14 protein-coding genes are annotated in these 18,632 nt (G+C 74.6%); 9 read left to right on the top strand and 5 right to left on the bottom strand.

The genetic code is table 11. The features are described from left to right. Positions 1 to 78: 78 nt before the first annotated feature. Entirely contained in the window at positions 79 to 1,290 is a 1,212-nt protein-coding gene (locus EDF20_RS12855) for an exonuclease SbcCD subunit D (RefSeq protein WP_133738940.1), read from the top strand. Beyond that, positions 1,287 to 4,553 (top strand): SMC family ATPase, encoded by a 3,267-nt coding sequence (locus EDF20_RS12860; protein ID WP_133738941.1) that lies wholly within the window; start codon positions 1,287 to 1,289, stop codon positions 4,551 to 4,553. The genes EDF20_RS12855 and EDF20_RS12860 overlap by 4 nt, the downstream gene beginning before the upstream one ends. A gap of 101 nt (positions 4,554 to 4,654) precedes the next feature. Here the strand turns inward: EDF20_RS12860 and EDF20_RS12865 are convergent, their stop codons facing one another. The 3 genes from EDF20_RS12865 to EDF20_RS12875 all read right to left on the bottom strand — a co-directional run bounded on the left by EDF20_RS12865 (position 4,655) and on the right by EDF20_RS12875 (position 7,031). After that, positions 4,655 to 4,915, bottom strand: a complete 261-nt coding sequence (locus tag EDF20_RS12865; RefSeq protein ID WP_123547128.1) for a DUF6458 family protein — start codon at positions 4,913 to 4,915, stop codon at positions 4,655 to 4,657. 342 nt (positions 4,916 to 5,257) lie between these two features. Next, positions 5,258 to 6,052, bottom strand: a complete 795-nt coding sequence (gene aroD, locus EDF20_RS12870; RefSeq protein ID WP_123547127.1) for a type I 3-dehydroquinate dehydratase — start codon at positions 6,050 to 6,052, stop codon at positions 5,258 to 5,260. Position 6,053: 1 nt separating this feature from the next. Further along, a complete protein-coding gene (locus EDF20_RS12875; RefSeq protein WP_243833487.1) occupies positions 6,054 to 7,031 on the bottom strand; it encodes a shikimate dehydrogenase in 978 nt (325 codons plus the stop codon). Between the two features lie 82 nt (positions 7,032 to 7,113). Here EDF20_RS12875 and EDF20_RS12880 point away from each other — a divergent pair, with 82 nt between their 5' ends. Next, positions 7,114 to 7,563 (top strand): GNAT family acetyltransferase, encoded by a 450-nt coding sequence (locus EDF20_RS12880; protein ID WP_123547373.1) that lies wholly within the window; start codon positions 7,114 to 7,116, stop codon positions 7,561 to 7,563. 59 nt (positions 7,564 to 7,622) lie between these two features. On the opposite strand, the gene EDF20_RS12885 is transcribed toward EDF20_RS12880, so the two are convergent. Then, positions 7,623 to 8,561 (bottom strand): EamA family transporter, encoded by a 939-nt coding sequence (locus tag EDF20_RS12885; protein ID WP_133738943.1) that lies wholly within the window; start codon positions 8,559 to 8,561, stop codon positions 7,623 to 7,625. A gap of 209 nt (positions 8,562 to 8,770) precedes the next feature. Here EDF20_RS12885 and EDF20_RS12890 point away from each other — a divergent pair, with 209 nt between their 5' ends. The 3 genes from EDF20_RS12890 (at position 8,771) to recQ (ending at position 14,343) form a co-directional block, all read left to right on the top strand. Further along, complete coding sequence (locus EDF20_RS12890; RefSeq protein WP_133738944.1) at positions 8,771 to 11,068, top strand: bifunctional UDP-sugar hydrolase/5'-nucleotidase; 2,298 nt, start codon at positions 8,771 to 8,773, stop codon at positions 11,066 to 11,068. 94 nt (positions 11,069 to 11,162) lie between these two features. Continuing rightward, positions 11,163 to 12,116 (top strand): CPBP family intramembrane glutamic endopeptidase, encoded by a 954-nt coding sequence (locus EDF20_RS12895; RefSeq protein ID WP_133738945.1) that lies wholly within the window; start codon positions 11,163 to 11,165, stop codon positions 12,114 to 12,116. A 103-nt stretch (positions 12,117 to 12,219) separates the two neighbouring features. Next, a complete protein-coding gene (gene recQ / locus EDF20_RS12900; RefSeq protein ID WP_243833498.1) occupies positions 12,220 to 14,343 on the top strand; it encodes a DNA helicase RecQ in 2,124 nt (707 codons plus the stop codon). Positions 14,344 to 14,492: 149 nt separating this feature from the next. Here the strand turns inward: recQ and EDF20_RS12905 are convergent, their stop codons facing one another. Next, positions 14,493 to 15,110: a hypothetical protein gene (locus EDF20_RS12905; RefSeq protein ID WP_133738947.1), complete on the bottom strand. Its 618-nt coding sequence runs from the start codon at positions 15,108 to 15,110 to the stop codon at positions 14,493 to 14,495. Positions 15,111 to 15,356: 246 nt separating this feature from the next. On the opposite strand from EDF20_RS12905, the gene EDF20_RS12910 reads away from it, so the two are divergent. From EDF20_RS12910 to EDF20_RS12920, 3 genes are all read left to right on the top strand, one after another. Next, positions 15,357 to 16,121, top strand: a complete 765-nt coding sequence (locus tag EDF20_RS12910; protein WP_133738948.1) for a lysophospholipid acyltransferase family protein — start codon at positions 15,357 to 15,359, stop codon at positions 16,119 to 16,121. A 262-nt stretch (positions 16,122 to 16,383) separates the two neighbouring features. Continuing rightward, a complete protein-coding gene (locus tag EDF20_RS12915; RefSeq protein WP_208292649.1) occupies positions 16,384 to 17,289 on the top strand; it encodes an NAD(P)-dependent oxidoreductase in 906 nt (301 codons plus the stop codon). 169 nt (positions 17,290 to 17,458) lie between these two features. Beyond that, a complete protein-coding gene (locus tag EDF20_RS12920; protein WP_133738949.1) occupies positions 17,459 to 18,544 on the top strand; it encodes an alkene reductase in 1,086 nt (361 codons plus the stop codon). Positions 18,545 to 18,632: the final 88 nt, after the last annotated feature.

An 18,632-nucleotide genomic window follows, 5' to 3' on the forward strand; every position in this document is an offset into this window, starting at 1 on the left:
TGTCGGCGGCCGCCGATACAGTGACGGCGATCTGACGACGGCCGTCACGGCCACATCGACCACGACGAGAGGGCGACCGTGCGCATCCTGCACACCAGCGACTGGCACCTCGGGCGCACCCTGCACGGGGTCGACCTGCTCGAGCACCAGGCCGCGTTCGTCGACCACCTCGTCTCGCTCGTGGCCGAGCGCGACGTCGACGTCGTCGTGGTGGCGGGCGACGTGTACGACCGGGCCGTCCCCTCGGTGCCGAGCGTCCGCCTCCTCGGCTCGGCCCTGCGGCGCCTGAGCGAGCACGCGGTCGTGGTCGTGACCCCGGGCAACCACGACAGCGCCGTGCGGCTCGGCTTCGCGGCCGAGCTGATGCGGCCGGGGCTGCACGTGCTCGCCTCGGTCGAGGCCCTCGACCGGCCGGTCGTCGTCGCCGACGAGCACGGGCCGGTCGCGTTCTACGGGCTGCCGTACCTGGATCCCGACACGGTCCGGCACACGCTGGCGCCCGGTGTCGGTGCGGGCGCCGGAGCCGATGCAGGGCCCGGCCCCGCCGCCGAGCGCCCGCCCTTGCCGAGGTCGCACGAGGCCGTCGTCGCTGCCGCGATGGACAGGGTGCGCACCGACCTCGCCTCGCGCCCCGGCACCCGCTCGGTCGTCGTCGCGCACGCCTTCGTCAGCGGGGGCGAGGCCAGCGAGAGCGAGCGCGACATCAGGGTCGGCGGGGTCGACTCGGTACCCTCGGCCGTGCTCGACGGCGTCGACTACGTCGCGCTCGGGCACCTGCACGGCGCCCAGCGCATCGGTGCATCCCGCGGCGAGCGGCCCGTGATCCGGTACTCGGGCTCGCCCGTGGCCTTCTCGTTCGGCGAGCTCGGGCACGTCAAGTCGACGGCCCTCGTCGACCTCGACGGCGGGGGAGGCGCGACGGTCGAGCTCGTCCCGGCTCCCGTCCCGCGTCGCCTCGCCGAGGTGACCGACACGCTCGAGCACCTGCTCGACGGTCGCCACGACGAGCTGCGCGACGCGTGGCTGCGCGTGCACGTGACCGACCCGGTCCATCCCGAGCGCCTGTACAGCCGGGTCAAGGCGCACTTCCCGCACGCACTCGTGGTGCTGCACGAGCCGGTCGGCGCCGTCGATGCCCCCGCGCTCCGCCTCGTGACCGCCGAGACCGACCCGCTCGAGGTGGCCGCCGACTTCGTCGCCTTCGCCTCGGGCGGCGTCGCGACCGACGCCGAGCTCGCGGCCGTCCGGCACGCCTACGAGACCGCCCGCAGCGCCGAGGAGTCCGCGTGAACCTGCACCGCCTCACCCTCCGCGCCATCGGGCCGTACGCGGGCGAGCACACGGTCGACTTCGCCGAGCTGGGCGCGTCCGGCACGTTCCTGCTCGAGGGCCCGACGGGCGCGGGCAAGTCGACGGTGATCGACGCGATCGTCTTCGCGCTGTACGGGTCGCTGGCCGGCGAGGGCGCGAGCCGCGACCGGCTGCGCAGCCACCACGCCGCCCCCGAGGTCGAGCCGTTCGTCGAGCTCGTCTTCGAGACCGCCGCGGGCATCCACCGGGTGCGGCGCACCCCGGCCTGGCGGCGGCCGAAGAAGACCGGTACGGGCACGACCCCGGCGAACGCCACGGCGACCCTCGTGCGCCTGACGTCTCCGGACGCGACCGCGGGCGAGCCGGTCTCGACCAGCACGCAGGAGGTGGGCGGCGAGATCGGGCGCATCCTCGGCCTGACGCGCCAGCAGTTCGTGCAGACCGTCGTGCTGCCGCAGGGCGAGTTCGCGGCGTTCCTCCGCTCGACGGGAGAGGAGCGTCGCACGATGCTCCAGTCGCTCTTCGGCACCGAGATCTACGAGGCGACGACTGCGCAGCTCGTCGACGCGCGACGCTCCGCGAACACCGAGGTGGCCGCTGCCGACCACGCCGTCGAGCTCGGCTGGGCGCGCTTGCGCGAGGCCGCCGGCGTCGGCAGCGAGGACGAGTTCGGGGGCACCGGCGTCGGCACGGGCGCTGAGCCCGCACAGGGTGACTCCGCGCTCGACGGCGACGCAGCCCTGGGCCGCCGGGAGCCCTCCGAGGCCGAGGCCGAGACCGGTGTCGGCGCCGACGCCGCCGCCGCCGCCGACGCCGACGCCGCCGCCGACGCCGCCGCGGTCGTCGTCGTCCGTGACCTCGCCGCGCGACTGGACGCCGGGCCCGACTCCGATCCCGCCGCGGTCGTCGCCGATCTCGCGGCGGCGGCCGCCACGGCGCAGTCGCTCCGTGACCGGCGGGCAGCCCGTCGCGACGAGCTGAGGTCGACCCTCGACGCGCGACGTCGGCTCCGTGAGGCCCTCGACCGTCGGGTCGCGCTGCTCGTCCGCGCCGCCCAGCTCGAGGCCGCCGAGCCGGCCGTCCGCGAGGCGCGCGACAGCCTCGACGCTGCTGCCCGGTCCGACCTCGTCACGGGAGCAGCCCGAGGTGCAGCCCGAGCCGAGGAGGCGGTCCGCATGACGACGGACGAGCTCGCCCGTGCTGCGCGCGCGGCCTCCGCAGCCGGGGTCGCCGCTGCCGGCGCCGCCGACGCTGGTGCCGCCGTTCCTCCCGAAGCCGCCGCTGATGCCGATGCCGGCCCCGGCCCCGCCCCCGACCCCGACGCGGCCGAGCTGGTGGCCGAGCGCGACCGGCTCCGTTCCGAGCTGGCCGTGCTCGCCGAGACGGCCAAGGTCGAGGCGGCGCTGCCGGCCCGCCGAGCCGCCGTCGAGTCGACCCGGGCGCGACTGTCCGCATTCGACGAGGCCCGCGCTGCCGCCGACGCCGAGCTCGCCGGTCGGCCCGAGGCCCGCGAGGTGCTCGAGGCCGAGCGCGACGACGCCGCCCGGCGAGCTGGAGGCCGGCCCGCCGCCGAGCAGGCGCTGGACACCGCCGAGCAGCAGGCCGCCGCCCTCGACCGCGTCGCGGTCCTCGAGCGGGACGCGGAGCAGGCCGCGACGGCGCTCGCGTCCGCCAGCCGCGACGCGGTCTCGGCCGTCGAGGCCGAGTCGGCCCTGCGCCTCCGCCAGATCGCCGGGCTCGCGGGCCAGCTCGCGACGACGCTCTCGGCGGGCGAGCCCTGCCCGGTCTGCGGCTCCGTCGAGCACCCTGCCCCGGCCGCCCTCACCCCCGAGCACCCGAGCGACGACGACGTCGAGCGCGCTTCCGCGCGCGCGCGCACGGCGCAGGACGCACAGCGCCGCGTCGCCGAGCTCGCCTCCGCCGCCGAGGCCCGACGCGACGACGCCCGTGCCGCCCTCGGCGACCTCGAGGCCGACGCTGCCCGTGCGGTCGTCGACGCCGCCCGGCTCCTCGTGGCCGAGGCGGTGGCCGCCGAGCAGCTCCTCGCGGCGGCCGAGCGCGCGCTCGTCGCGTTCGACGCCGACACCGAGCGCCGCCGGTCGGCTCTCGCCGTGGTCCTGACCGAGCACGCGACCCTGGCCGAGCGTCTCGTCGGCGAGCAGCGGCGACTCGACGACGACGCGGCCGTGGTCGCGGCCGCGCTGGCGGGGGCAGGCGAGTCCGTCGTCGGCATCGTCGCCGAGCGTCGGGCCCGTGCCGAGGCCGCCGAGCGCCTCCTGCGCGCCGTCGACGCCCACGGGACCGCCGTCGACGCGCGAGCCCAGCGCGAGGCCGAGCTGGCCGCGGCCCTCGTCGAGTCGGGCTTCGACGACGCGGCCGCCGCGGCGCGTGCCGTGCTGCCGACGCACGAGCGTGACGAGCTGCGCGCCCGGGTCGGACGGCACGAGGCCGACCTCGCCGTCGTCGCCTCCGGGCTGGCCGAGCCCGAGGTCGCCGGCCTGTCCGGCGACGAGCAGGTCGACGTCGACTCCGCCGTCGAGGCGCTGGCCGCGGCCGAGGCCGCCCTCGCCGGGGCAGCCGAGCTCGCGACCCGGCGTGGCGCACGGGCGACCGCGTCGGCGGCGGCCCTCGACGACCTCCGACGTGCGCAGCGGGCCGGGGCCGAGGTCGCCGACGAGGCCCGGGCCGTCGTGAGGATGGCCGACCTCGCCAGCGCGACCGGCTCCGTCAACGTCAAGGGCGTGACCCTCGGCACCTACGTGCTGCTGCGGCGCTTCGACGACGTGGTGGTCGCGGCCAACGCCCGCCTCAGCGTGATGTCGAGCGGCCGGTACGCGCTGGAGGCGTCGGACGAGCGCGAGCAGCGGTCACGATCGCGTCGGGTGGGGCTCGCCCTCGCGATCCGCGACCACGCGACCGACACGACTCGCGACCCCGCGAGCTTCTCGGGCGGCGAGACCTTCTACGCGTCGCTCAGCCTGGCACTCGGGCTCGCAGACGTCGTGCAGGCCGAGGCCGGCGGGCTCGAGCTCGGCACCCTCTTCGTCGACGAGGGCTTCGGCTCGCTCGACCCCGAGACCCTCGACGCGGTGATGACCGAGCTCGGGCGCCTGTCCGACACGGGTCGCGTCATCGGCATCGTCAGCCATGTCGACGAGCTCAAGCAGCGCATCGCCGACCGCATCGAGGTGCGACGGCAGCCGGACGGCTCGTCGGTGCTGCGCACGACAGTCGGCTCGTAGGTCTGCGCACGCGGACGGGCGGGTCCGTCGCGACCGGGCGCTCGTGAGCGCCCGCCCGGGACGAACCCGCCCGTCAGGAGGGTGCGTGTCGGCAGAGCCGGTCAGACGACCGGACCGCCGCCGTCCTGCGTCGAGCGACGCGTGACCTGCTCGCCGCTGGCCGGGTCGACGGCCGTGCGCGCCTCGGTCACGGTGCGGCGACGACGCGTCGCGAACACGATTCCGAGGATCGTCACGAGGACGCCCGCTGCGATGAGGATGTAGCCGATCAGCATGATGTCGATGCCCGCGACCTGGAAGTCCAGGGCGTACGCGAGGATCGCGCCGATCACGATCAAGGCGATTCCGCCGCCGATGCTCATGGTGTCTCCTTCGTCGAGCGGGGGAGTGTCCACCGCGGTGGACCACGGTACCGACGCCGCGCCTCCTGCGTCACCCCTTCTTCGGGCGCGCCCTGCGCTACCGCGACGACGGCCGTCGCGCAAGTCCTCCCGCCGGGCCCCTCCTGCGCGCTATCCTCGACTCACTTCGGCGGGTACCCGGCCGTGGAGTCCCTGTTCAGCGACGTCCGTCGCTCGTGTTTCCCGGTGTGGGACACAGGGCCGGGTCCGTCGGAGCCCTCGGCTCGCGCCCCGCACGACGCGCCCCGCACGACGCGCCCCGCACGACGCGCCCCGCACGACGCACCCGACACGACGCGCCCGTCACGACTCGGGCGTCGACGCCCCGTGCAGCAGCTCCAGCGCCGCCCGCACGCCCGCCGCGTCGAGCTGCCCCGGGGCACTCGCCCCGTCCGCCGTCGCCGCGGCGAACGTGAGGCACGACCCGAAGGTCTCGCCGACGAGCCGGGACGCCGCGCCCAGCGGGCCCATCGACATGGTGACCGCCGGCACGAGGCCGGGGCCCGAGCGGAAGTCGTCCGTCGCCGCGAGCAGGGTGAGCACGTCGGCCGGGCTCGCGGGCATCGCGGCGAGCTTCACGACGTCGGCGCCGTGCTCCTGCTGCTGCAGCAGGCGCGAGAGGATCTCGGCCCGCGGCGGCGTGCCCGCGAAGTCGTGCGACGACATGACGACGACGACGCCGGCGTGGTGCGCGGTCTCGACCACCGCCTCCCGGATCTCGGGCTGCGTGAACATCTCGACGTCGACCGCGTCGACGCCCCCGTCGCGGATCGTTCGGGTGAGCAGGTCGCCGTACTCCTCGGGCGTGATGTCGCGGTCGCCGCCCTCCTGCTTCGTGCGGAACGTGAACAGCACGGGGACGTCGTCGGGCAGCGCGGCCCGGACCGCCGCGACCGCCTCGCGGACCTTCTCGGCGTCGTCGACGGCCGTGAGGTGGTCGACCCGCAGCTCGACGAGGTCGTAGGAGGCGCGGGTCAGCTGGCCGGCAGCCTCGCCGAGCGCCGAGGCGGTCCGGGCGACGAGGGGCACGCACACCGCGGGCCGGCCGTCGCCGAGCACGAGCGACCGCAGGTTCGCGGGCCGGGGCGTCGGGCGCACGTCAGGCCGCCGGTGAGGTCGTCATGGCGGTGGTGGCGACCGGGGCCGCAGCGCCCACACCGCCGGCCGCGGTCGCACGTCTCTCCGGCAGGCCGACGGCGGCGCGCATGACGGCGCGCACGCGGTCCTCGTCGTCGAGCCGCTCCTCCTGCGCCCGTCCCGTGAAGAGGCGCACCTGCGACACCGCCTGCTCGACGAGCATGTCGAGCCCGCTGAACGCGATGCCGCCGTCGGCCGACCAGGTCGACGCGACGCGGGTCGGCCACGGCTCGTAGGCGACGTCGAACAGGATCGACGACTGGCTCCGCGGGCGCAGCGGGAGGTCGTCGGCGACGCCCCCGGGCAGGGTGCTGATGACGAAGTCGAGCGGGGCCAGCGTGCCGAGCTCGGTCAGGGGCGCGATGCTGATGTCGCCGCCCAGCTCGCTGGCCAGCGAGGTCAGCTCGCCGGCACGCATGGGGTTCCGCAGGTGCACCGAGAACGAGCGGGCCCCGAGCTGCCACGCGGCCCACATCGCCGAGGAGGCGGTGGCCCCGCCCCCGAGGATCGTCGCGCTCTCGGGGCGCGTGTCGTGGTGCGCCTCGACGGTGCGGACGATGCCGTCGACGTCGGTGTTGTGGCCGTGGCGACGTCCGTCGTCGTCGATGACGACCGTGTTCGCGACGCCGAGCGATCGGGCGAGCGGCGAGACCGTGTCGAGCAGCGGGAGGACCTCGCGCTTGAGCGGCATCGTGAGGCTCAGCCCGCGCCAGGGTCGGTCGCCGGTGTCGCCGGTGCCGGTGCCGGTGCCGGTGCCGGTGCCGTCGACGGTCTCGGCCAGGAACTGCTCGAGCTCGCCCGAGGCGACCTCCGCGCGGTCGTAGTGCCAGTCGAGCCCGAGCTCCGCGTAGGCCGCCCGGTGGAGGGCGGGCGACAGGGAGTGGGCGATCGGCGAGCCGAGCACGGCCAGGCGGCGGGGAGCAGCGGACAAATCGGGCACCTCTCTGACGGCGGACGGACGCGACACAGTATGCCCGGGCCCCCTGGGCCGTCCCTCCTCCCGTCCGTGCCAGCATCGTCGGATGCAGATCCGTCCCTTCGCTCCCGCCGACACCGAGGCCGTCGTCGCCCTCTGGCACGAGTGCGGCCTCACGCGCCCCTGGAACGACCCGCACCGCGACATCGAGCGCAAGCTCGCGGTGCAGCCCGAGCTCTTCCTCGTGGGCACCGAGCTCGTCGAGCCGGCCGACGACACCGGCAGCCCCGAGGAGGTGCTGGTCGCGACCGCCATGGCCGGTCACGAGGGCCACCGCGGCTGGCTCTACTACGTCGCGGTCGCGCCCGGGCACCGCGGCGGCGGGCGCGCCCGCCAGATCGTCGCCGAGGCCGAGCGGCTGCTGCTCGAGGCCGGCTGCCCGAAGGTGCAGCTGATGGTGCGCTCCGGCAACGACACCGCCGAGGCGACCTGGGGCAGCCTCGGCTACGAGCAGTCCGACGTCGTCGTCTACGGCAAGCGCCTCATCGAGGACTGAGCCGCAGGCCAGCCCGCCGGGCCGCCACCAGCCCGCACTGCAGCTCAGCGCGGCGCCGCTCAGTCCAGCGCCAGCAGCACCGCCGCGCCGAGGGCCAGCACGAGCCCGCCGACCTGCGCCCGGGTCAGCCGCTCGCGCAGCACGACGGCCGCGAGCACCACCGTCGCCGCCGAGTAGAGCGCCGTCAGCACGCTCATCACGGTGAGGTCGCCGACCCGCAGCCCCACGAGGATCAGCACGTTCGCCCCGCTGTCGGCGACGCCGCAGGCGAGGGCCAGCCCCAGGGCGCGACGCAGGGGCAGGAGGCGCGGGGCGGCCCCGTCGACCGGCGCCGCACCTCCTGCGTCCTGCTGCCGCAGCGGAGCACGCCCCGGCTCCTCGGCCCGGGTGCGCGCCCGCGCCCGCGCGACCAGCAGCAGCACCAGCACCGCCCCGCCCGTCAGCACGAGGTTCGCCGACCGGTTGGCGACGAGCGGCACGAGCCCGGAGTCGTCCGGCGTCCGGTCGAGGAACACGAGCACCAGCCCGATCCCCGCACCGGCGCCCAGGGCCATCAGCAGCCCGCGCGCGCTCGGTCGCGGAGCGGACGGATCGGGCACGAAGCCGACCAGCACGACGGCGACGAGGGCGAGCGCGATGCCGGCCCAGCCCGCGCCTCCCAGCCGGGAGCCCTGCGCCAGCCCGACCCCCACCGGCACGATCGCCGAGACCACCGCCGTGAGGGGCGAGAGGATGCTCATCGGCCCGAGGGCGAGGCAGGCGTAGAGCAGGGCGAGGGCGACGGCGCCCGCGACGCCGCTGAGCAGGCCCCAGCCGACGGCGGCCGTCGAGGCCGTGCCGGGCACGACGAGCAGCAGCAGCGCGAGCAGCACCAGCCCGCTGGCCGCGGCGATCGCGGTGACGCGCAGAGGGGCGAGGCGCCGGGCGGCGAGCCCGCCGAGGAAGTCGGCCGAGCCGTAGGAGGCGGCGGCCAGCAGGCCGAGGACGGCGGCGATCACGGCGACTCCAGGAGGTGCGGGGCGAGCCAGGACGACAGCTGTCGTCTCACGAGACGGCCGTCGCGTTAACAACGGATGACGAAGCTGCGGGAGGCCTTGTCGGACTCCCAGCTGGATCTTATGGTCGTGGAGGCCGTCCCTCGACCGGGGGGCAGGCCGTCGAGGCCGATCCGGCCCCACCCCACAGCCCACCAGGAGACACACTCGTCATGCGCCCCCGCCCCGCCGCCACACCCCAGCTCGAGAACGGGGGCCGGCGACGTCGCCGCGCCGCCCTCTCGCTCGTCGCCGTCACCACGATGGGCCTCGGCGTCCTCGTCGCCGCCCCTGCCGCCCAGGCCGAGACGAAGACGATCGACGTCCTCGGGATCAACGACTTCCACGGCCGCCTCGAGCGCGGCACCGACCCGGTCGCCGGCGCCGCCGCCATGGCCGGGACGGTGAACCAGTTCCGTGCCGCCAACCCGAACGCGCTCTTCGTGTCGTCCGGCGACAACATCGGTGCGTCCACGTTCACCTCGTTCATCCAGGACGACGAGCCGACCCTCGACGCCCTCAACGCCATGGGCCTCGACGTCAGCACCCCGGGCAACCACGAGTTCGACAAGGGCCAGGAGGACTTCAACGGTCGTGTCCAGGAGAACAGCGAGTTCCCCTACGTGAACGCGAACATCTACGAGACGGCGACCGGCGAGCGCGCCTACGACCCCTACTCCGTGCAGGACGTGGACGGGGTCAGGGTCGGCTTCATCGGGGCGATCACCGAGCTGATGCCCGAGCTCGTGAGCCCGGCGGGCATCGAGGGCCTGGAGTTCCGCGACATCACCGACTCGGTCAACGACGCGGCGGCAGAGCTGACCGACGGCGTCGACGAGGGGGAGAACGGCGAGGCCGATGTCATCGTGCTCCTCGTGCACGAGGGCAATGCCTCGGCTGACCAGGCCGACGCCATGGGCGACTCGGACTTCGCGGACATCGCCCTGAACGTGACGCCGAAGGTCGACGCCATCCTGTCGGCGCACACGCACGCCACCTACAACTTCACCGGGATCGTCCCGACCGGCGGCACCAAGGCCCGCCCGGTCGTGCAGACCGGCAGCTACGGCGCGAACCTGAGCCACCTGTCGATCCAGCACGACGACGTGACCGGCGAGAACATCGTCACGAGCTCGCTCGTGCCGCTCTTCACCTCCACCGCCGCGCCTGACACCGACGTCGCGAAGATCGTGTCCGACGCCGTCGAGGTCGCGCGCGTCGAGGGGCGCAAGCCCGTCGGCACCATCACGGGCGACCTGCGTCGTGCGGTCCAGACCAACGGCTCGGAGAACCGCGGCGGGGAGTCGACGCTCGGCAACCTCGTCGCCGACGCCCAGCTCGCCGCCACGCAGGACCAGCAGTCGCAGATCGCGTTCATGAACCCCGGCGGTCTCCGAGCCGACCTGACGTACGCGTCGAGCGGCACCGAGGGCGACGCCGAAGGCGTCGTCACGTACCAGGAGGCGGCGGCCGTGCAGCCCTTCGCCAACACGCTCGTGGTGTCCACCCTGACCGGGGCGCAGATCCGCGCGACCCTCGAGCAGCAGTGGCAGCCGGCCGGCTCCAGCCGCCCGTTCCTCAAGCTCGGCGTCTCGAAGGGGCTGGCCTACACCTACGACCCGACCGCGGCCGCCGGCTCGCGCGTCGGCACGATCACGCTGAACGGCGTCGTCCTCGACGAGGCCGCGAGCTACAAGGTGACGGTCAACTCGTTCCTCGCGTCCGGCGGCGACAACTTCACCGCGCTGAACGGCGCCTCGGCGAAGGCCGACAGCGGCAAGATCGACCTGCAGAGCCAGGTCGACTACTTCACGGCCAACCCGGTCGTCTCGCCCGACCTCGCCCAGCGCGCCGTGGGCGTCACCACGACTCCTGCGCCCGCGGCCGGCTTCGCCGCCGGTGACGAGGTCACGATCGCGCTCTCGTCGCTCCTCTTCAGCGCGCAGGACGCCACCGTTGCCGGCGACGTGTCGGTCAGCCTCGACGGCGTCGTGCTCGACTCGAGCGTGATCGACGCCAGCGTCGTCGACACGTTCGACGAGCAGGGCCGCGCCACGCTGACCTTCGCCGTCCCCGAGGGCATCACCGCCCCCACGGCCGGTCCGGTCACGCGCTCGCTGCGCGTCACGGTCGCCGGGACGGGCACCGCGGTCGACGTGCCGGTGGTGTTCGCCGCCGCGGCGGCCCCGGTCGTCGTCGACCCGACCCCCGGCGACGGTGACCCGGGCACGCCCGGCACCCCGGGCACAGGCGCAGGCGCTGCGCCCGGCACGGGTGCCGGCACCGGCACCGGGTCGGGCACGGGCTCGACCCCGCGCCCCGCAGCCGCGGGCGACCTCGCCTTCACCGGCTCGGACGCGGCCACGACGGCCCTCCTGGCGGCGCTCGCCCTGATGCTCGCCGGAGCCGGCGTGCTCACGGCCACGCGCCTCCGTCGCCGTCGCGAGCTGCTCGCCGAGACCACCGACTGACCCACCGGCACGACACGGCACCACCCCGCACGACCCGGCGGCCCGGTCGCACCTCCACAGGTGCGGCCGGGCCGTCGGCGTTAACCTCGGGGGCGTGACCACCGCCTCCATCGAGTACCACCGGCTGTTCCGTGCACTGCCGACGTACCGCTGGTGGCGGCCGCTGCTCGCGGCCGTGATCGGCGCCGTCCTCTACTGGGTGCTCGCGAACGCGGTCGTGCTGGCGATCTTCGCGGTCCTCCGGGCGGTCGGCGGCCAGGAGCTCACCTCGACGGTGGCGCAGGGCGTCCAGGACGACCCGCTCGACGCCTCCCAGCCGCTCGTCCTGCTGACGACGCTCGCGTCCATCGCGACGCTGCTGCCCGCCGCCCTGCTCGCGACGAAGCTCGCCGGCCTCGGACGACTCGGCCAGCTGTCGAGCGTCACCGGCCGCCTCCGCTGGCGCTGGATGGCCCGCACGCTGCCTGCCGCCCTCGTGCTCATGACGCTGACGGTCGGCCTCAGCTACCTCGTGCTGCCCCCGCTGACGGGCCAGGCGATCGGCACGGGGCCCGTGACGACGCCGCCGGCCACGATCGTCTGGTCGGCACTGGTGATCCTGCTGCTCGTCCCGCTGCAGGCCTCGGGCGAGGAGTTCGTCTTCCGCGGCTTCGCCATGCAGGCGCTCGGGTCGTGGATCGTGTGGCCCGCGGTCGCGATCGTGCTGCCGACGGCCGCGTTCGCGCTGTCGCACGCGTACAACCCCTGGGGCATGCTCGACGTCGCCGTGTTCGGGGTCGCGGCGGCGTGGCTGACCTGGCGCACGGGCGGGCTCGAGGCCGCGATCGTCGGCCACGTGCTCAACAACACCGTCCTGTTCCTGCTGCTGGCGCCCTTCGCGGGCACCGAGGCGAGCGACGGCAGCCCGCTGGGGCTCGCCGTCACGGTCGTCTGCACGCCGGTCTGGGCGTGGCTCGTGACCCGTGCCTTCCACAGGTCGGGTGAGCGTCGGTCCTCCCCGGACTCGCCCGCCGACGGCACCGTCCACGAGGAGGCGCAGGTCGGCTGACGCTGTCGGCGCAGCCTCCTAGACTCGTCGCGTGACCGACCCCGCCGCACACACCGCCACCGCCGCGCCCTCCTCGTCGGGCCCCGCCGGGGCTCCTCTCGAGGTGCTGCAGCGTGTCTTCGGCTACGACGCGTTCCGCGGCGACCAGGCGGCGATCATCGACCAGGTGGTCGGCGGCGGCGACGCCCTCGTGCTGATGCCCACCGGTGGCGGCAAGTCGCTCTGCTACCAGGTGCCGGCGATCGTCCGGCCGGGCACGGGCGTCGTCGTCTCGCCCCTCATCGCGTTGATGCAAGACCAGGTCGACGCCCTCGAGGCGGTCGGCGTGCGGGCGTCGTTCCTGAACTCGACACAGGATCCCGACCAGCGGCGAGCCGTCGAGCAGGCCTTCGTCTCCGGCGAGCTCGACATGCTCTACCTCGCTCCCGAACGGCTGAAGCTCGACTCGACCAAGTCGCTGCTCGACCGTGGCCGGGTGTCCCTGTTCGCCATCGACGAGGCGCACTGCGTCGCGCAGTGGGGGCACGACTTCCGCCCCGACTACCTCGAGCTGTCGGTGCTGCACGAGCGCTGGCCCGACGTGCCGCGCATCGCCCTCACCGCGACAGCGACCGAGACGACGCACCGCGAGATCTCGCGTCGGCTCGAGCTCGACGACGCCGCGCACTTCGTCGCCGACTTCGACCGTCCCAACATCCAGTACCGCATCGAGGCGAAGGACGGCCCGCAGCAGCAGCTGCTCCGGTTCATCCGTGCCGAGCACGAGGGCGACGCGGGCATCGTCTACTGCCTGTCGCGCAAGTCCGTCGAGGGCACGGCCGAGTTCCTCGTCAAGCAGGGCATCGCCGCCCTGCCGTACCACGCGGGCCTCGACGCCGGCACGAGAGCACGCAACCAGTCGCGGTTCCTCCGAGAAGACGGCATCGTGATGGTCGCGACCATCGCCTTCGGCATGGGCATCGACAAGCCCGACGTGAGGTTCGTCGCGCACCTCGACCTGCCCAAGTCGGTCGAGGGCTACTACCAAGAGACCGGTCGCGCGGGGCGCGACGGCCTGCCGTCGACCGCGTGGCTCGCCTACGGCCTGCAGGACGTCATGCAGCAGCGCCGCATGATCGACCAGTCCGAGGGCGACGCCGAGCATCGTCGCAAGCTCGGTGCCCACCTCGACGCGATGCTCGCTCTCTGCGAGACCGTCGAGTGCCGTCGCGTGCAGCTGCTCGGCTACTTCGGCCAGGCGAGCACGCCGTGCCACAACTGCGACACCTGCCTGAACCCGCCGCAGGCCCTCGACGGCACCGTCCCGTCGCAGAAGCTGCTGTCGACGATCGTGCGCCTCAAGCGCGAGCGGAACCAGCAGTTCGGCGCGGGGCAGATCATCGACATCCTGCTCGGCCGCACGACGCCGCGCATCACCCAGAACCGCCACGAGCAGCTCTCGACGTTCGGCATCGGCACCGAGCTCACCGAGATCGAGTGGCGCGGAGTGGTCCGCCAGCTGCTGGCCCAGTCGGTGCTCGCGGTCTCGCCCGACGGCTACGGCACCCTGCTCATCACCGACGCGGCGGCCGAGGTGCTCTCGGGGGCGAAGCAGGTCCGCCTGCGCAAGGAGCCGGAGAAGGCTCCCCGCGTCCGCGGAGCCCGCGGCTCGTCGGGCAGCGGCTCGACGCGTGGCTCGCGCGGCGGCTCGGGCGCGGCCGACCTCGACTCCGCCGACGTCCCGCTCTTCGAGACCCTGCGCCAGTGGCGTGCGGGCATCGCCAAGGCGCAGGGCGTGCCGGCCTACGTCGTCTTCGGCGACGTGACGCTGCGCGGCATCGCGTCGAGCCGTCCGGGCTCGATGGGCGAGCTGGCGGGCATCAGCGGCGTCGGCCAGAAGAAGCTCGACACCTACGGGCAGCAGGTGCTCGACGTCGTCTCGGGGGTCGCCCCCGAGGAGGCGGCGGCCCGGGCGGCGGAGTCCGGTGCCGGCACCGGCGCGGCCGGCTCGCGCGCCATGTCAGGCTCGACCTCGACCTCGACCTCGACCTCGACCTCGGCCTCTGGCTCGACCCCGTCGTTCCGGGCGGAGACGAGTTCCCGCAGCCGTCCCGCCGCCGCCCGCAGTTCTCGCCCGACGCCGACGACGAGCGCGGCCCCGGCGGCCGACTCGGAGCCGTTCCCGTTCGACGACGAGCCGCCCTGGGACCCGTACGACGAGTCGGCCCCGCCCGACGACAACTACTGACGCGCCGCCCAGCCGGATACCGGGCCTGGCTGACGCGAACGGGACGAAGCGACGCGGGGTCCCGCGTCACCTCGTCCCTTTCGCGTCGTATGAGGCACCAGGCTCTCGCGTGGACGGCCGCGTCGGGGCGGAGGAGTCGTGGCGGCAGATCAGCGGCGCGGGGCAGCCTGCTCGGATGGGACGCCCGGACGCACCACGGGCGCAGGCACGACCGCGACCGGCGCCGTCGGCGTCCGTCGCTCCGAGACGGGCCCGGCCGACCCGAGTCGCAGCTCCGTCGTCCGCTGGGCGAGCATCACGAGCGCGACGGTGAGGGCGATCATCGCGCCGAACCCGCCGAGGAAGGGCCCGCCGCCCAGTCGGGTCACGTACGCGGCCGAGAGCAGCATCGCGCTCGCCAGGGGCGTGGTCAGGTAGGCCGCGCGCACCGGGACCAGCGGCACCGCTCCTCCTCGGGTGCCGTGCACCCGGAGGGCGACGAGCGTCGCCGCCACCGCGGCGAAGAGCGCCCCGGCGGTCGCGTAGAGCACCGTCGCGGCGAGCGGGGCCACGGTGCCGACGTGGCCGGCGTGGAGCGCGCCGAGCACGGAGAGCACGGCGAAGCCGACGTGCCAGACGGGGGCGAGCAGCCAGGCGGCCCGCTTCACGCGACCCGCGGGCAGCGGCAGCAGGCCGTCGAGCGGCCCCTCGACGAGGTCGCCCTGCGTCCGTCGTCCGTCGTCGAGCGTCAGCCCCCGCTGCGCTCCTGTACCTCGTCCAGTCCCCACGCGGCGAGCATAGGGAGGGGCTCGGACGGGCCGCAATCCTCCCTGAGGGGGACACCCGTTGTCCCCGCACCGGGCGACAGCGGGCGAGGCGGACGACGTCTTCCGCCACCCGCCCCACACGAGGAGGCGGCCAAAGGGTGAGCGGAACTCGCTTCTGCGAAGGGTGTGCCGCTGCCGCGACCGACCCGGCGACGGGCCGCGGTCAGGCCCGGCGGCAGGCTCGACGCGAGGCGAACGGTGCCTCGCATGCCCCGCGAGGCATGCCGTCTGCGCCACAGTGGTGCCGTGCTCACCTTCCTCAGCCGCGTCGTGCTCGTGCCCCTCGTCCGGCTGCTCTGGCGCCCGAGGGTCGTCGGGCGGCGCAACGTCCCCCGCCGTGGCGCCGTCATCCTCGCGAGCAACCACCTCTCGTTCATGGACAGCGTCGTGATCACGCTCATGGCCCCGCGCGAGGTCTCGTTCCTCGCCAAGAACGCCTACTTCACGGGCACGGGCCTCAAGGGCAGGCTCAGTCGTTCGTTCTTCTCGGGCATCGGCGCCATCGGCGTCGAGCGGGGAGCGGGCGCCGCCGCCCAGCAGGCGCTCGACCTCGGCCTGGGCCGGCTCACCGAGGGCCACGCCTTCGCGATCTACCCCGAGGGCACCCGCTCGCTCGACGGTCGCCCGTACAAGGGCCGGACAGGGGTCGCGTGGCTGGCGCTCACGAGCGGTGCGCCCGTCGTCCCCGTCGCGCTGACGGGCACCCAGGAGCTGCAGCCGGTCGGCACGACCGTGCCGCGCCTCCGTCGCTTCACCGTCGAGTTCGGCGAGCCGATCGACCTGTCGCACCACGGCGACGCCAGGTCGGGTCGCGCCAGGCGGCACGCGACGGACGAGGTGATGGCCGCGATCCAGCGCCTGAGCGGCCAGGAGGAGGCCGGCACCTACAACGAGCCGCCGACCCCGTCGGTCGTCGAGCGGGTCCGTCGCGCGATCCGGCGCGACCCCCTCGGGTCGGACGCCGTCGACTGACCCGGACCGCGCCTCCCGGGGGCCCTCGAGGAGGCGCGTGACGCCTTCCGGGAACAGCTGCCGGAGGCGCGTCGCCCCTCCCCGGGAACGCTGCAGGAGGCGCGGTGCGCCTCCCGGGTCCGGTGTCGGCGGCCGGGCGTACGGTCGATCCCGGCGGCGCGCGGCGCCGTCAGCGCGTCGACCGACCACGATCGACACCACGAACACGAACACGACGACGACGCGGCCCGGCGAGACGCCCGGCCGCAGGCGAGGAGCAGGCATGAAGGTCGCGGTGCTGGGCACGGGGATCATGGGGCAGGGCGTCGTCAGGACGCTCCTGCACGAGGGGCACGACGTCACGGCGTGGAACCGCACCCGCGACAAGGCCGAGCCGCTCGGCGGCGTCGGGGCGACCGTCGTCGACACCGCCCGCGAGGCGGTCGACGGGGCCGAGGTCGTCGTCACGGTGTTGTTCGACGGCGAGGCCGTGCTCGGCGTGCTGCGCGAGGCGACCTCTCCGGTCGACCCGACCGCCGCCTCCGACGCGACTGCCGCCCTCGGCACCTCGGCCGACGGCCCCGTCTGGGTCCAGGCGAGCACGATCGGCGCCGCCGACACCGCGCGGGTCGTCGACCTCGCCGCCGAGCGCGGCGTGCCGCTGGTCGAGGCGATGATGCTCGGCACCAAGAAGCCCGCCGAGACCGGCAAGCTGGTCATGCTCGCGGCCGGCGCCCCCGACCTCCTGGCCCGGGTGCAGCCCGTGCTCGACGCGATGGGCGCGAAGACGATCACCGCGGGCGACTCCGTCGGCCAGGGCACGGCGCTCAAGCTCGCCGCCAACGCGTGGATCGCGTCCGTCACCGCCGCGGCCGCCCAGTCGCTGGCCCTGACCCGGACGCTCGGGCTCGACCCGCAGCTGTTCCTCGACGCGATCGAGGGCGGTCAGGCCGACACCCCCTACGCGCACATCAAGGGCGCCAGCATGATCGCGGGCGAGTACCCCGCGCAGTTCGCGCTCGACGGCCTCCGGAAGGACGTCTCGCTGATGCGCGAGGCCGCGACCGCGGCCGACGCGGGGTTCGACACCTCCTTGCTCGTTGCGCTGGCCGGTCTCTACGGCACGGCCTCCGACCGGGGGCACGGCGGCGACGACATCGCTGCAGTGCACGCCGCCTTCACCGACTGACCGCTCCCCGGGGCTGCGTTCCTGAGAACTTCCCTGACCCTGCCCGTGGCGCGGAATGACCGCGCCGTGGCCCGTGTTGGCACCGCAGGTGCGCGACGACGGGCACTCTCCCCGACGCGTCGCGAGACGACGCGGCCACCTCCTCCTCCCCACCGGAAAGGACCCCTTCGTGGATCTCTTCTCCTCCGCCGTCCTCGGCGACCTCGTCCTCTCGAACCGCGTCACCATGGCGCCGCTGACCCGCACCCGCGCCGACGCGGGCGACGTGCCCGGCGACGTCGTGGTCGAGCACTACGGCCAGCGGGCCACCCTCGGCATGATCGTCACCGAGGGCACCTACCCGACCCAGGAGGGCAAGGGCTACACCGGTCAGCCCGGCATCGTCACCGACGAGCAGGTCGCCGGCTGGAAGCGCGTCGCCGACGAGGTGCACGCGAAGGGCGGCACCATCGTCATGCAGGTGATGCACGCCGGCCGCGTCTCGCACCCCGACGTCACCGGCACCGACCGCATCGTAGCCCCGAGCGCCGTGGCCATCGACGGACAGGTGCACGTCCCCTCCGGCAAGGCCGAGTTCCCCGTGCCGCACGCCCTCACGACCGAGGAGGTGCGCCAGACCGTGCAGGACTTCGTCACCGCCTCGAAGCGCGCCGTCCTCGAGGCCGGCCTCGACGGCGTCGAGCTGCACAGCGCCAACGGCTACCTGCTGCACGAGTTCCTCTCGCCCGTGTCGAACGTCCGCACCGACGAGTACGGCGGCAGCCCCGCCGCGCGCGCCCGCCTCGGCATCGAGGTGGCCGAGGCCGTCTCCGCCGCGATCGGCGCCGGCCGCGTCGGCATCCGCATCTCGCCGATGCACAACATCCAGGACGTCGTCGAGACCGACCTCGACGACGTGACCGCGACCTACGACGCCCTGATGGACGGCCTCGCCCCCCTCGGCCTCGCCTACATGAGCGTGCTGCACTCCGACCCCCGCGGCGAGCTCGTCCAGCGCCTCCGCCGCCGCTTCGGCCAGGCGGTCGTGCTCAACAGCGGCTTCGGCACGGTCACCGACCTCGCCGAGGCGAAGGACCTGGTCGAGAACGGCCACGCCGACGCCGTCGCCGTGGGCCGCCTGGCCATCGCGAACCCCGACCTCGTTGCCCGCTGGGAGCGCGAGACCGAGCTCAACGAGCCGAACCCCGCCACCTTCTACGCCGACGGGGCGACCGGCTACACCGACTACCCGACGCTCGAGTCCGTCTCGCGGTGACCTCGGGGCGCCCTCCGCGCCTCCTCGGCCCGCTCGTCGAGATGGAGCGAGAGCTCCGGCCCGGCACCTCCGGCCACGCCACGGCGTG

Source organism: Frigoribacterium sp. PhB116 (assembly GCF_004364285.1).
Lineage (GTDB): Bacteria > Actinomycetota > Actinomycetes > Actinomycetales > Microbacteriaceae > Frigoribacterium.

Excerpts from the sequence above, each read along its gene's own strand:
- EDF20_RS12865 (WP_123547128.1), bottom strand. The coding sequence starts at position 4,915 with ATGAGCATCGGCGGCGGAATCGCCTTGATCGTGATCGGCGCGATCCTC.
- EDF20_RS12880 (WP_123547373.1), top strand. The coding sequence starts at position 7,114 with ATGCAGATCCGTCCCTTCGCTCCCGCCGACACCGAGGCCGTCGTCGCC.
- EDF20_RS12890 (WP_133738944.1), top strand. The coding sequence starts at position 8,771 with ATGCGCCCCCGCCCCGCCGCCACACCCCAGCTCGAGAACGGGGGCCGG.
- EDF20_RS12910 (WP_133738948.1), top strand. The coding sequence starts at position 15,357 with ATGCCCCGCGAGGCATGCCGTCTGCGCCACAGTGGTGCCGTGCTCACC.
- EDF20_RS12915 (WP_208292649.1), top strand. The coding sequence starts at position 16,384 with ATGAAGGTCGCGGTGCTGGGCACGGGGATCATGGGGCAGGGCGTCGTC.